Source organism: Microbacterium sp. Leaf320, assembly GCF_001423485.1.
Taxonomy (GTDB): Bacteria; Actinomycetota; Actinomycetes; order Actinomycetales; family Microbacteriaceae; genus Microbacterium.
The window spans coordinates 539,986-554,304 of sequence record NZ_LMOD01000001.1 but is presented as its reverse complement, the minus strand read 5'-3'; the positions used below and the strand labels follow the sequence as shown (position 1 = coordinate 554,304).

General features: G+C 67.4%; 11 protein-coding genes. 3 read left to right on the top strand and 8 right to left on the bottom strand.

The genetic code is table 11. The annotated features are described in order from the left end of the window. Positions 1-10: 10 nt before the first annotated feature. Positions 11-1,177, top strand: coding sequence for an ROK family transcriptional regulator (locus tag ASF63_RS02575; protein WP_056509179.1), 1,167 nt, complete (start codon positions 11-13; stop codon positions 1,175-1,177). Between the two features lie 148 nt (positions 1,178-1,325). Here the strand turns inward: ASF63_RS02575 and ASF63_RS02570 are convergent, their stop codons facing one another. The 3 genes from ASF63_RS02570 to ASF63_RS02560 all read right to left on the bottom strand — a co-directional run bounded on the left by ASF63_RS02570 (position 1,326) and on the right by ASF63_RS02560 (position 4,992). Beyond that, entirely contained in the window at positions 1,326-2,954 is a 1,629-nt protein-coding gene (locus ASF63_RS02570; protein WP_056509177.1) for an extracellular solute-binding protein, read from the bottom strand. 74 nt (positions 2,955-3,028) lie between these two features. Next, a complete protein-coding gene (locus ASF63_RS02565; protein WP_056510167.1) occupies positions 3,029-4,006 on the bottom strand; it encodes a carbohydrate ABC transporter permease in 978 nt (325 codons plus the stop codon). Beyond that, the gene (locus ASF63_RS02560; RefSeq protein WP_082477787.1) at positions 4,003-4,992 is read right to left on the bottom strand and encodes an ABC transporter permease; all 990 of its coding nucleotides are present in this window, start codon (positions 4,990-4,992) and stop codon (positions 4,003-4,005) included. The genes ASF63_RS02565 and ASF63_RS02560 overlap by 4 nt, the downstream gene beginning before the upstream one ends. A gap of 166 nt (positions 4,993-5,158) precedes the next feature. Here ASF63_RS02560 and ASF63_RS02555 point away from each other — a divergent pair, with 166 nt between their 5' ends. Together ASF63_RS02555 and ASF63_RS02550 are read left to right on the top strand one after the other, a co-directional pair. Continuing rightward, complete coding sequence (locus ASF63_RS02555) at positions 5,159-7,366, top strand: alpha-galactosidase (RefSeq protein WP_056509174.1); 2,208 nt, start codon at positions 5,159-5,161, stop codon at positions 7,364-7,366. Between the two features lie 58 nt (positions 7,367-7,424). Next, positions 7,425-10,025: a X2-like carbohydrate binding domain-containing protein gene (locus ASF63_RS02550; protein ID WP_200933954.1), complete on the top strand. Its 2,601-nt coding sequence runs from the start codon at positions 7,425-7,427 to the stop codon at positions 10,023-10,025. 78 nt (positions 10,026-10,103) lie between these two features. On the opposite strand, the gene ASF63_RS02545 is transcribed toward ASF63_RS02550, so the two are convergent. The 5 genes from ASF63_RS02545 to ASF63_RS02525 all read right to left on the bottom strand — a co-directional run bounded on the left by ASF63_RS02545 (position 10,104) and on the right by ASF63_RS02525 (position 14,203). Further along, positions 10,104-11,180 (bottom strand): DNA polymerase IV, encoded by a 1,077-nt coding sequence (locus tag ASF63_RS02545; RefSeq protein ID WP_056509172.1) that lies wholly within the window; start codon positions 11,178-11,180, stop codon positions 10,104-10,106. A 95-nt stretch (positions 11,181-11,275) separates the two neighbouring features. After that, a complete protein-coding gene (locus tag ASF63_RS02540) occupies positions 11,276-11,668 on the bottom strand; it encodes a DUF1304 domain-containing protein (RefSeq protein WP_056509168.1) in 393 nt (130 codons plus the stop codon). Positions 11,669-11,704: 36 nt separating this feature from the next. Further along, complete coding sequence (locus ASF63_RS02535; protein ID WP_056509165.1) at positions 11,705-12,598, bottom strand: CPBP family intramembrane glutamic endopeptidase; 894 nt, start codon at positions 12,596-12,598, stop codon at positions 11,705-11,707. Beyond that, positions 12,595-13,320 carry a tRNA (guanosine(46)-N7)-methyltransferase TrmB gene (gene trmB / locus ASF63_RS02530; protein ID WP_056509162.1) on the bottom strand — a complete coding sequence of 242 codons (726 nt, stop codon included), beginning with the start codon at positions 13,318-13,320 and terminating at the stop codon, positions 12,595-12,597. Before trmB ends, ASF63_RS02535 begins: the two co-directional genes overlap by 4 nt. Before the next feature lie 43 nt (positions 13,321-13,363). Beyond that, positions 13,364-14,203 (bottom strand): DUF3097 domain-containing protein, encoded by an 840-nt coding sequence (locus ASF63_RS02525; protein WP_056509159.1) that lies wholly within the window; start codon positions 14,201-14,203, stop codon positions 13,364-13,366. Between the last annotated feature and the right edge of the window lie 116 nt (positions 14,204-14,319).

Here is a 14,319-nt window from a genome sequence, read left to right as displayed (position 1 = left end):
GAAGGACCTGATGGACCACGACACCGCCGCGCGCACCACCCTCATCCGCTCGGCGTCCGATGCGGGATCCAGGGTCTTCGAGACGATCCTGACGCGCAGCCCCATCAGCCGCATCGACATCGCCCGTCAGACCGGGCTGTCGCAGGCCGCGGTCACCAAGGCGGTCGCACCTCTCGTGGCCGCCGGCCTGGTCGACGCCCCTCCGGCCTCGCAGCGCGACGGGACTCCCGGCCGGCCGGTGAGCCCGGTGTCGATCGTGCTGGAGTCGATGGTCATGATCGGCGTCAAAGTGAACGTCGACGAGATCATCGCCGTCGCGACGGATCTCGCGACCACCGTGCTCACGAGCACGAGGCAGGCGCTGGCCGCCGACGATCCGCACTCCGTGATCGATGCCATCAGCCATGTCGTCGCCGAGCTCGAGCAGAATCTGGGCCTCGGAGCATCGGCGATCGCCGGCATCGGCGTCTCTGTGTCCGGCGACGTCGACAGTTCCACCGGAGTCGTGCGTGAGTCGAACATCATGGGCTGGACGGATGTCCCCCTCGGGGATCTGCTCCAGTCACGATTCCCCTGGCCGGTGACCATCGAGAATGACGTGCACGCTCTCACGATCGGCGAGCACTGGTTCGGCGTCGGCCTGGGCACAGCCTCCTTTGCGATCGTGACGATCGGTCGGGGCATCGGTAGCGGCCTGCACCTCAACGGCGAGGTCGTGAGCGGCGCCTTCGGCGTCTCGGGCGAGATCGGCCATCTGCCCCTCGCCGACCCGGCTCTCGTCTGCCCCTGCGGCCGGCGCGGATGCGTCGAGGCGGCCGCCTCGACCGGAGCGATCGAAGCGGCCGTCTCGGCAGCGCTCGGTCGGCCCGTCGCGATCGACGAAGCCGTCGCACTCGCACACGCGGGTGACGCAGATGCGGAGTCGGCGTTCCGTGAAGCCGCGCGCCTCATCGGCACGGCGATCGCGACTCTCGTGAATCTGACCGGGCCGGAGCTCGTGATCATCGGCGGAGAGGGCGTGTCCGACTTCGATCTCTTCGAGAAGACGCTGCGTGACGCGTTCGAGAACCACGCGTTCGGGGCTGCCGTGCGCTGCCGCATCGTCACCCGCCCGCACACCTTCGAGGACTGGGCACGCGGCGCCGCCGCCACCGCCATCCAGGCGCTCGTGCGCTGAGGCCCCACGACAGAGACGCCGACGAGGCGGATGCCGCGAAGCATCCGCCTCTCTGCATGCTCGCCCCAGGTGCTGCGCCGGTCACTCGTCATCCGAGACGCAGAGATGCGCGGGGCGGCATCCGCCCCGCGCATCCGTGACACGGCGCTCAGAGCGCGTCGTAGAGGTCCTGCTGCAGCTCGAGGTAGCGAGAGAGCCCGAGACCCTCGAGGTCGGCGGCGTAGGCATCCCACGCGGCGTCGTCATCGATGTCGCGCTGACCGGTCACGAACTCCGCCTGCGCCTGCGTGATGTAGGTCGCGATGTTCGTCTGCAACTCGGCGAGCTCCGCCGAGGTGTCAGGGTCCGGCCACAGCTTCTCGACGGGGAAGAGCATGCTCTCGTCGGGAGCGTAGGGCTCGTACTCCTGTGACGCATTGAGCAGGCGACGCTCATATCCGTCGGGCGAGTACACGTCCTCCGGCACGACCTGCGAGTTGCGGTACTCGAGCGAGTCCCAGTACTGACCCATCGAGCGCCACGAGGCGTTCGAGGTCTCGTCGTACGTGAGCGGCTTGAACGTCGGGTCGAGCTCGGGGTCGAGCGCGACGTCGCCCTCGACGGCGGGCACCCACGCCTCGCCCTCGGGACCCATGGCGCCGAGACGGTCGCCTTCCTCTGTCACGAGGTAGTCGATCACCTTGATGGCCTGGATACGCTCCTCCTCGGTCGACTTGTTCGTCAGGGCGAACATGCCGAGCGGGCTGACCGGCGAACGGTAGGTGGCGAACTGCGTGCCGTCGGGCCCCTTGACCGGGGGCACGGCGTCGTAGTGCGTGTCTCGGCCGTCTGGCGAATCGGCTGTCACGATCTCGTACGGGTGCAGAACGGCTGCGGCCCCGAGGATCTCGCCGTCTGCGTTGTCGCCGAGAGCCCGCAGAGCCTCTCCATTCTGAGTGAATGACGCGGTGTCGATGAGCCCCTCGTCGGCGAGCGACGAGATGTACTGGAGGCCGGCACGCCATCCGTCGGTCGTCGCCGAGAGCGTGACCTTGTCACCGTCGAGCACCATCGGCGGCGGACTCGACGGCGAGCCGTACGGCGCGTAGGTGAACGCGTTCATGAAGTAGTTGATGACAGGCTCCGAGGCCGAGGCGCTGAGCGCCACCTCGTCGGGACGACCGTTGCCGTTGGGGTCGTCGTTCTTGAAGGCGCGCAGAACCTCGCGCAGCTCTTCCGTGGTCGTCGGCTGCTCGAGCCCGAGCTTGTCGAGCCAGGTGGTGTTCATCCAGAGCTTCGACGGATAGCTGCAGTGATAGCACTCCGTCCACTGTGTGATCGCGTAGATGTGCCCGTCGGGCGCGGTGACCGACTGCTCCCAATCCGGCTTCTCCTCGAACCGCTCCTTCAGGTTCGGCGCGTATTCGTCGATGAGGTCCTCGAGCGGCAGGAGCACTCCCTGCTGCCCGTACTTCAGGATCTCGCTCCGCGAGAAGGCGTCGACCCACGGCACGAGGAAGTAGGCGTCGGGATAGTCGCCGCTCGCGAGCGACACCTGTCGCTTCTCTCCCGCGACGCTGCCGTCGTAGGTGGTCGTCTGCCAGTCGAAGTCGATGTCGAACTTCTTCTCGAGCAGCTGGGTGAACTCGTTCTCGGCGAGCGATCCGTTGTCGCCCTGCGGCCCGAAGGCGACGAGCTGACCGTTGTCGTCGCTGGGCGGCGTGCAGGCGGCGAGCGCCAGCCCCGTCGCGACGACCGTGACCGCTGCGATCGCGCCTCGTGTGATGCGTTTCTTCATTCCGGAATCTCCTTTGACCGGTTGAGGGGGTGGTGATGTGGATGGGTGTGGGCGTGTGGCGTCTCGCCGGCGGGTCAGCCCTTGACGGCGCCGACCATGATCCCCTTGTTGAAGTACTTCGCGACGAAGGGATAGGCGACGAGCATCGGCACGGTGGCGATGACGACGGTCGAGTACCGCAGCAGATCGGCGAGTTCGCGGCGCCGCAGCTGCTCTGCGACGTCGCCGCCACCGCCCGAGTCGTTCAGGATGAGCAGACCTCTCAGCACGAGCTGGAGCGGCTGCAGGTCGGCGTTGCGCAGGTAGAGCAGTGCGTCGAAGTACGAGTTCCACTGCATGATCGCGTACATCAGGGCGATCACCGCGAGCAGCGGCTTCGCGAGAGGCACGACGATCGTCCAGAGGATGCGCAGCTCAGACGCGCCGTCGAGCTGGGCAGCCTCGTACACCTCATCGGGCACGGACGACCGGAAGTAGACGATCGCGATGATCACCTGCCAGACGCCGATCGCGTTGGGCAGCAGCATCGACCACCGAGTGTCGAGCAGCCCGAGTGACTGCACCACGAGATACATCGGGATGACGCCGCCGCTGAACAGCATCGTGAAGACGACTCCGCCGGTGATGACCTTGCGTCCGAAGAGCTGAGCACGTGAGAGGGGGTAGGCGATCGCGACAGTGCCGAGCACGCTGATCAGCGTGCCGACGACCGTGTAGAAGAGCGAGTTGCCGAATCCGCGGAGGATGGCCGGGTTGGCCAGCGCCTCTGCATAGCCGCGGAACGTGAATTCCACCGGCCAGAACAGCACCCGGCCCGAGGACACGGCCTGCGGGCTCGAGAACGAGCTCGCGACGATGTTGAGCAGCGGCAGCAGAACCACGAGCAGGAACACGGAGAGCAGGATGTAGGCCGCGACGATGAAGACCCGGTCGGCCTTCGTCTCCTTCACCTTGACGCCGCGTGCGAGCGGGTCCCGCTTGGGTCGACGCGACCTGCCCCTCGCGACGTCGCTCTCCTGAGTGAGAAGCGCCTCGGTATCGATCGTGGTCACCACAGTCCGTTTCCCGTCACTCGCTTGGACACCGCGTTCACCACGAGCAGCAGCACGAGACTGATCGCGGCGTTGAAGAGTCCGATCGTCGCTCCGAGGCTGAAGTTCGCATTGAGGATGCCCGTCTTGTACACGTACGTCGGGATGATCTCGGACGTCGAGAGGTTGAGCGCGTTCTGCAGGAGGAAGGCCTTCTCGAACCCGATCGCCATGATGTTGCCGACGCCGAGGATCAGGATGATCGATGCCGTCGGCAGCAATGCCGGGATGTCGACGTTCCAGATCTTCTGCAGTCGCGAGGCGCCGTCTATCTTCGCGGCCTCGTAGAGCGAGGTGTCGACCGAGGCGAGGGCCGCGAGATAGATCACGGCGGAGTATCCGGTGGTCGTCCAGATGTCCGTCGCGACGTAGATGTGGCGGAAGAAGTCCGCGTCGGCGAGCAGATCGACCTGGCCTGCGCCGAAGAAGCTGAGCGTCCGTCCGAGCAGGCCGACGCGCGGCGACAGCAGCAGGATCGTCATGGAGACGACCACGACGGTGGAGATGAAGTACGGCGCGTAGGTCACCAGCTGGACGGTGCGAGTGAAGAAGCGCAGCCGCACCTCGTTCAGCGCGAGCGCGAGGATGATCGGCAGCGGGAAGCTCGCGATCAGGGTGTACGCCGCGAGAATGAAGGTGTTGCCGACGAGCCGGGGGAAGACGGGGTTGCGGAACAGATTCGCGAAGTTGTCGAACCCTACCCAGGGGCTTCCCCACACTCCGTCGATCGGATTGTAGTTCTTGAACGCGATGATGGCGTTCGCCATCGGCACGTACCGGAACACGATGAACCAGATCACCGGGATCAGCAGAAGCAGGTAGAGCTGCCAGTAGCGGCGCAGACTGCGTGTGAATCGGGTTCGGACGGTGGAACGACGCGCGGTGGCGCCGGGAGGCCTCGGCTTCGAGACCTCCTCGGAGAGTGCTTGCTCAGCACTGAGCTTCATGATCGCCCTCCCAGGGCAGGGTTACTTTACGTCGTAATAAAACCACGACCCCGACCAAAAGTAAACGACGGATTTCGTGGAGCCGATTTCGGATCCGCGCTTGCACACCCCTCGCAAACGTGGTTTATTGACGTTGTCAAGTAACTATCCGGAGGGTCTTCATCCCATGACTTCCCGTGTCGACACCGTTGTCGCACTCCGCGCCGCTGGCGTCGCCTTCGTCCTCGAGATCGCACAGCCGATCCCCCGCATCCTGCACTGGGGCGCCGATCTCGGCGCACCCACGCCGACCACGGCATCCGCGCTCCTACTGACCGCGGGTCCGGCACAGCTGAACAACTCCCCCGATGTGCCCCGCACCTTCTCCGCGCTGCCCACCGAGTACGAGGGCTGGTCTGGTACGCCCGGGCTCGCCGGTCATGCACAGGGGCGCGCGACCACCCCACGGCCGCGCCTCAGGGCGCACGACGTCGAGATCGATCACGTGCGCGGCGGCGGCAGCATCGCGCTGCGGTTCGAGGACGCTGTCGCCGGCCTCCGCACGACTCTCCGCTACCGACTCGACGAGCACGGAGTCCTGGCCGTCGACACGTCCGTCGCCCGAGACGCGCGCCTCAGCCCCCGGCTCGGATCGACCGCCTACACGGTGGACTCCGCACTCGCACTGATCCCGCTGCCGGAGCGCGCGACGGAGATCCTCGACTTCACCGGGAAATGGTGCCGCGAGCGCTCGCCGCAGCGGTCTCCGTTCGGCTTCGGCACGCATCTGCGCGCGGCGCATCGCGGCAAGCCGGGGCACGACTCCCCCTTCCTCCTGGCCGCCGGCACAGCCGGGTTCGGCTTCGGACACGGAGAGGTCTGGGCGGTCCACCTCGCCTGGAGCGGCGAGCAGCGCTACCTCGCCGAGCGACTCACCGAGGGCGCCGGGGCGTTCAGCTCGATCATCGGCGCCGGAGAGGACCTGCACCCGGGTGAGATCATCCTCGAGGACGGTGACCACTACGACTCACCGACCGCGCTCTTCATCTGGTCGGATCGCGGTCTCGACGCGATCAGCGATCGGCTGCACCGGCGCCTGCGCGCGCGGGCATCGCACCCCCGCTCCCCGCGACCGCTCGTGCTGAACACCTGGGAGGCCGTGTACTTCGATCACGATCTCCCCCGCCTGACCGCGCTGGTCGAGCGCGCCGCCCAGGTGGGCGTCGAGCGCATCGTGCTCGACGACGGATGGTTCCGCGGGCGCCGCGAAGCGGACGCCGGACTCGGCGACTGGTACGTCGATGACGCGGTCTGGCCGCACGGACTCGGCCCGCTCGTCGACGTGGTGCGCAGCCATGGCATGCAGTTCGGGCTGTGGTTCGAACCCGAGATGATCAATCTCGATTCCGACCTCGCGCGCGCGAATCCCGAATGGGTCCTGGGGCCGGCCGAAGGTCTCGGCCCCGAATCCCGCTCGCAGCACGTACTCGACATCGCGCGACCCGACGCGTACGAGTATCTGCTCGGACGCATCGACGCGCTCGTCCGCGAGCACTCGATCGACTACCTCAAGTGGGACCACAACAGAGATCTCCTCGAGGCGGTGAGCCGAGGGGACGACGGCGATCGTCCGAGCGTGCACCGTCAGACGCTGGCGCTGTACCGGCTGCTCGACGAACTGCGCAGGCGTCACCCGGGACTCGAGATCGAGACCTGCTCGGGCGGGGGCGGCCGTGTCGATCTCGGGATCCTCGAGCGCACCGACCGTGTCTGGGCGTCCGACTGCAACGACCCGGTCGAGCGCATCCAGATCGAGCGGTGGACGCGCAGCATCGTTCCCCCCGAGCTGATCGGATCTCACCTCGGCGCCGCGCGTTCGCACACGACCTCGCGAACGACGGATCTCTCGTTCCGCCTGATCGCCGCGCTGACGGCGCACGCGGGGATCGAGCAGGATCTGACGGCCGTCGACGAAACCGAGCTGGCGGTGATCACACGGTGGGCCGGCCTCTACCGCGAGTTCCGCGGACTGCTGCACAGCGGCAGAGTCGTGAACGCCGACCTCGCCGATCCGTCGACGTCGTTCGCCGGCGTGGTCGCCCACGATTCCTCCGTGGCACTCTTCACCTGGAGCCGCTTCGCCACCTCCGCCGCAGGACAATCCGGGCGCGTGCGCTTCCCCGGACTCGATGCGACTGCGACGTACACCGTCAGGATCCGCGAGGATCTCGGAGCCGCGAGCCGGCACCAGGGCAACGACCCGGAGTGGGTCGCGGATGCCGTCGCCGACGGCGTCGAGATCCCCGGCTCAGTGCTGGTCGTCGCGGGTGTTCCGCTGCCGACCCTCAATCCGCAGCAGGCGATGCTCGTCGAGGTCCGACGCTCCGACAGCTGACACTCCCCACTCTTCCTTCCCATCCCCACGACAGAGCAGTCGAACGAGAGGAAAAGCAATGAAGACCCATCGACAGAGAAGGCGAGCGGCCTCGATCACCGCGGCGCTCGCCGCGACCGCGCTCGCACTCACCCTCGCCCCCGGCGCGGGCTGGGCCACCGAGGCGACCCCCGACCCCTCGGCCTCGACCACGCCCGAGCCCGAGGCGACCCCGACCGAGGCCGTGACACAGCCACCGGAGGTCGAGGAGACCGAGAGCCCCGCTCCGGACGAGTCCCCGACGCCGACGGAATCGACGACCTCGCCCGAGCAGCCCCCGGCGAAGGATGCTCGACGCACCCCGCCGTCCGATGAGGGCATCTCGCCCCTGTCCGCCAAGCCCTACATGGGCTGGAGCAGCTACAGCATGCAGGTGTACGAGGGCGGCCAATGGATCACGGCCGACCAGATCATGGCGCAATCCGACGCCATGCACGACAAGCTGCAGGAGTTCGGATACGAGTACATCAACATCGACGCGGGCTGGAACGGCGGGCAGGACGGATACGGCCGCCCGACCCCCAGCACGACGCTGTTCCCCGACGGGCTCGATGCTGTCATCGATCATGTGCATGACAACGGCCAGAAGGTCGGGCTCTACCTGATCCCCGGGATGAGTCTCGAAACCGCGCAGAAGGCCCTCCCTATCTACAACGCTCCCGGCTGCACGACCGAGAATCTCCTCAAGCAGCCCCTCCAGCAGGGCGACTACTGGGGATTCGGCTATCGACTGGACTTCGACAACCCGTGCACGCAGAAGTACATCGACTCGATCGCCGACCTCCTCGGCGAATGGGGCGTCGACTTCATCAAGTTCGACAGCGTGACCCCTGGATCGGGCATCGGCGACCTGTCGATGGATGCCCGAGAAGAGGTCGCCGCCTGGTCGCAGGCGCTGAAGCGCAACGACATCTGGTTCGAGCTGTCCTGGGCCGTCGACATCAACTACGCCGACTACTGGAAGCAGTACGCCGACGGATGGCGCGTCGACTGGGACGTCGAGTGCTATTGCGGCGATGAGGCGCTGACCACGTGGGAGAACGTCGCGCGTCTCTTCCCGCGTCTCTCCGATTGGTGGCGCCATGCCGGCCCCGCCGGATGGAACGACCTCGACTCCCTCAACGTCGGCAACGGCAAGATGGACGGGCTCACCCGCGACGAGCGTCGCACCGCGACCACTCTGTGGGCGACGTCGGCTGCGCCGATGTACCTGGGCAACGACATGACCGACCTCGACCAGTACGGTCTGGAGCTGATCACGAACCGCGAGGTCATCGCCGTGAACCAGGCGGGCGTGCCCGCACGCCCGGTCTCGACGGCGACGAAGCAGCAGGTCTGGTACTCGCTGAACCCTGACGGCACGTACACCGTCGCGCTGTACAACCTCGGTCGCGCCGACGCCGACATCACCGTCGACTGGTCAGACATCGGACTCGACGGATCCGCGAAGGTGCGCGACCTCTGGGCCGGCAAGAACCTCGGCTCCGAAGCAGATGGCTTCACTGCCGAGAGCGTGCCGATCCACGGAGTGCGTCTGCTGAAGGTGACCCCCGAGAAGCAGTCCGTGCTCACTGTCAACGACGACTCGCTTCGCGTCGGCTACGCCGGCGACTGGGTGCGCAACAACGGCAACGAGGTCCCCGCGACCTCCCAGCCGTTCACGGTCGCGGTGTCCGACACCCCCGGCGGCGGAACGCCCACACCTCCCGCAACCGGGCTCACGGTGACGCTGAACGACAGCGATTCCCGCATCGGCTACAGCGGATCATGGGGGTACAGCAACAACCGAGGGCTCGGCGATCACGCAGACGACGTGCACTATGTCGAGACGAACGGCGCGGCCTTCGAGTACACCTTCCAGGGCACCGGCATCCAGTACGTCACGGAGAAGCACGAATCCCAGGGCGAGGTCGAGGTGTATCTCGACGGTCAGCTCGTCGAGACGGTCGACACGTCGCTGCCCGCCGCGGACGGCCGGCTGTCGCAGCAGGTCGTGTACAGCGTGGCCGATCTGCCGAGCGGAAGCCACACGCTGCGTGTGGTGAAGAAGTCCGGGTCGTTCATGCTCCTCGACAAACTGGTCGTCACCCTCGACAGCCAGCTGAGCACCACGTCGGGGGCGTTCAACAAGGCCGCGCCCGCCGACGTCACGGTCGATGTGCTGCGCGACCCGAGCGAGCTCGTATCGATCAGCATCGGCGGCGAGCCGCTCGAGCGCGACGTCGACTACACGCTGTCGGGAGCCACGGTGACCCTGACGTCGTCGTACCTCGCCACGCTCCCCGTCGGGGATGCGACGCTGGACTTCGGATTCTCCGGAGACCACCTCGATGATGTGCACGCCACGACCGCGGACGGCGATTCGGTGTCGTTCACGTTCCGTGGAACGGGCGTCTCATGGCTCGGCCCGAAGGCGCCGGACCAGGGCACGGTCGATGTCTACATCGACGGCGAGAAGGTCGAGAGCGTCGACACCCACGCCGACTCACGGGTCTCGAATCAGGAACTGTTCGCGGTCTCCGGGCTGAAGGACAAGGCTCACACGATCGAGATGGTGAAGACGTCGGGAGACGTGTTCCGCACGGATGTCTTCCGGTACACGGTCAAGAAGGTCGGCTGAGCGCTGACGGGGCGGGCTCCGAGCCCGCCCCGTCAGTTCTCCCGCACCCGGGTGCGGATGTACGGGCCGGCGGACGACTCAGATCCTGCCGCGCACCGGCGTGCGCTCAACCGAGTCGCCGCTGTCAGGCATCGTCATCTCGGCGCGCACGCCGAGAAGTCTCACCTCTCGCTGCGGATCGAGCGTGGATCCGAGGGCGAGCGCCGCGGCGATCACCTCGTCACGCTCCGTGGTCGGTGCCGCGAGCTTGCGCCCGAAGGTCTTCGTCTCGAACGGCGCGTACCGGACCTTGAGGTGCACCCGCACGACAGGCCGCCCCTCGTCGGCGCAGTCATCGAAGGCATGACCGGCGAGTTCCGCGAGCGCGGCCAGAATCTCGGCGGGCGTGGTGAGGTTCTGCTGAAAGGTGGTCTCGCGGCTGTGGCTCCGCGCCACCCACGGAGTCGGATCGACCACGATCGGCCCGAGACCTGATCCGAGTCCGTGGTACCAGACACCCATCCGCGGACCGAACTCGGAGACGAGCTGATCCTCGTCAGCATCCGCGAGCTCCCGCACCGTCGTGATGCCGTGAGCCGCGAGCCTCTTCTGCACCTTCGGCCCCACTCCCCAGAGATCCCGGGTCGGCTTGTCCCCCATCACCTCGAACCAGTTGTCGACAGTGAGCCGGAAGACCCCGCGCGGCTTGCCGAACTCCGTCGCGATCTTCGCGCGCACCTTGTTGTCGCCGATGCCGACCGAGCAGTGCAGTCCTGTCGCCTCGAGCACGGCGGCCTGAGCCGAACGTGCCACGCTCTCAGGGTCGTCGGTCTCGACCCCGAGGAAGCACTCGTCCCAGCCGATGACCTCGAGCACCACACCGGGCAGGGCACGCAGCGACGACATCACCTCGGTCGATGCCGATTCGTAGGCCTCATGGTCGACGGGGAGGAACACGGCATCCTCCGGCGCCTTCCGCGCCGCGATCTTCAGCGGCATGCCCGACCCGATGCCGAACGCTCGGGCCTCGTACGACGCCGTCGACACGACGGCGCGCTCGGTGGGATCGCCTCGGCCCCCGACGATCACGGGCAGACCGGCGAGCTCGGGCCTGCGCAGCACCTCGACCGCAGCGATGAACTGATCCATGTCCACATGCAGCACCCAGTCGGCCATGCCTCGAGTGTGGCCCGACTCCTCCGGGTTGTCACCCCTCGCGAGCGCTGAGCAGAGCGCTCACCAGAGCAGTCTGCTGAGCAGCGGCGGAGCGCTCAGCCGACGGCGACGCCGATGGCCGTCGCGATCACGGCGAGCAGCGGCAGTGTGCCCTGCATCGTCGCCGCGCGCAGCTTCGACGGGTCGGAGAGCACGAGCACCAGCGCTGCGGCCAACATCATGCCGGTGCCCGCGAACACCAGGGTCAGGCCGACGGTCGTGAATCCGATGATCACGAAGCCGACGCCGAGCAAGGCGGTCAGCGCCAGGAAGAGGTTGTAGAACCCCTGGTTGAAGGCGAGCGCCTTCATGGTGATGGCATCGGCCTCGCTGGCGACGCCGAAGATCTTCCTCGTCTCGGGCTCGGTCCACTTCAGCGACTCGAGCGCGAAGATGAAGACGTGGAATGCGGCTGCGGCCGCGGCGAGGACGAGTCCGACGATGAGCATGAGTCGATCGTATCGACCCTCGGAACCCTCGGAACCCTAGAGCAGGAAGATCGGCAGGAGTCCGGGGTTGTGCGCGTGCACGAGCACGGCGAACACGACCGCGTCGAACAGCAGATGCACCGTCACGACGTAGGCGAGCGAGTGGGTGCGCATGAAGATGAATCCCTGGAGCAGCGCGAACGGGATCGTCAGCAGCGGTCCCCATTCGCGGTAGCCGAGCTCCCACAGGAACGAGACGAACACGATCATCTGCAGCACGTTGGCGAGCGCGTCGGGAAAGTGGCGACGCAGCAGGGCGAACACCGTGCAGATGAAGAACAGCTCGTCCCAGATGCCGACCGCGCCGACGCCGACGAAGAGACGGGCGATGAGGTCGGGCGAGTCGACGACCGGCCAGTTCTGGTACACCCCGCTGGTGATGAAGTAGAACGGCAGGATCAGCCAGCCCAGCACCAGCACCGCGACCAGCCACCCCCACTGCAGGCGACCCCAGCGACGATGCGCACGCCAGGGAAAGCTGATGGCGCGGTCGCGGAACACGAAGCGCGACACGACGTACGGCACCGCGACCGCGCCACCGAGAGCGAGCGTGAAGCGCAGCATGGCGATGTTGTCGAGCTCGGCTGCGAGCGGGATCACGCTCACGATGAGCATGCCCAGGGCGATCAGCGAGAGGTCACGGGTGAGCGAGGGCTGACGGCTCACCCCGATGACGCGGGCCGTCTCGCGTCGGGATCCGACGCTCACGACCTGGTCGGCGACGACGGGGCGTCCGCGTTCGACGAGCCACGCTCCCCCGACGCCGAGTGCGAGCAGCGCCCAGCCGAGCCAGGCGGTCTCGAGGACGAAGAACGCCGGTGCCGCCGCGCAGACCAGAAGTGCGGGGATCACAGCGGGCCAGGTCGTAGACCTGCGCTGCACGTCGGTCACGCGCGCGACTTCCGCCGATACACGAGATCGCGGATGTCGCGCCCCTTGGCGATCCCCTTGCGCTCGAAGGCGGTCATCACCCGTCCGTCGAACCGCTCGGCCCACTCGCCGTCGAAGGCGCGCTCGAACAGCGGATCGGCATCGAGCACCTCGCGCATCTGCAGCGCGTAGTCCTCCCAATCCGTCGCGAGTCGCAGCAGTCCGCCGTCACGCAGCGCCCGCGCCGCCGTCTCGCCGAATCCCGATCGCACGAGCCGACGCTTGGTGTGCTTCTTCTTGTGCCACGGATCGGGGAAGAAGATCCAGACCTCGGCGGCCGCAGCCTCGGGCAGGTACGACGAGAGCACCTCCGGCGCGTTCGCCTCGACGACGCGCACATTGCGGGCGCCCTCGCGATCCGCGTCCAGCATCGTGCGGGCGAGGCCGGCGCGGAAGACCTCGACGGCGAGGAAGTCGTCATCGGGGCGGGACGAGGCGGCGGCCACGATCGCGTGTCCCTGCCCCGAGCCGATCTCGACGTACAGATCGGCATCTCGGCCGTACTCGATGCTCGGGTCGAGTCGCGCCTCGGGATGCACCGAGGTCCAGGCGACGTCGCGCGGCACGTCGAGCAGATAGTGCGGGCCGAGCTCGTCGAAGGCGCGTTCCTGCGCGTCGGACATACGCCCGCTGCGGCGCACGAAGGACACCGGTTCGTCACGGAAGGTGCGGGGTTCGGGCATGCCTCCAGGGTAGTCGGCGGCGCCCCGAGTCACGGACCCGGGATCAGTCGGCCGGAGCGGTCACGAAGTCGATGAGCTCTTCCACCCGGCCCAGCAGCGCGGGTTCGAGATCCCGATACGTGTGCACCTTCGACAGGATGTGCTGCCACGCACGACCCGTGTCGCCCTGTGTCTCGTACGGCCAGCCGAACGCCTTGCAGATCCCGGTCTTCCAGTCGGTGCCCCGCGGGATTTCCGGCCACTTCGCGATCCCCAGCGCACGCGGCGTCACACACTGCCAGACGTCGACGAAGGGATGACCGACGATGCGCACGTGCCGGCCGTGCGGGCCGCGGGCGACCGCGTCGGCGACGCGCGACTCCTTCGAGCCGGGAACCAGATGATCGACGAGCACTCCGTAGCGACGGGACGCGGTCGGCGGCTCCGCGGCGAGCATCTCGTCGAGCAGGTCGACTCCCTGCAGGAACTCGACGACGACGCCCTCGACGCGCAGGTCCGCTCCCCAGACCTTCTCCACCAGCTCCGCGTCGTGCTTTCCCTCGACGAGGATGCGGCTGGGCAGCGCGATCCGTGCACGCTGATCGGCGACCACGAACGATCCCGACGCGGTGCGCCTGGCGCCCTGCTCCTTCGGGGCGGGGACGGTGAGCCGCACCGGTGCTCCGTCGATCAGGAATCCGCCGCCGAGAGGGAAGAGTCGCTTGCGACCTAGCCGATCCTCGAGCTCGACGTTCCCTCCCTGCACGCGTGTGACCGCACCGCAGTAGCCGTCGTCCGCGACCTCGACGACGAGATCGACCTCGGCGGGCACCTGCGGCACCGGCTTCGCCGCGCGCTCCCGCCAACCAGCCGCGAGCACATCCGATCCGTACCTGTCGTCCATGCCCTCCAGCGTATGTGTCTCCGCTGAGGGCGAACGGCTATCGCCGCTCGGATGCTGTCGCGTGTCGGCCTGTGTGCATAGACTCGTGCCATGGGGCTCGGCTGCCGGTCGGAGGG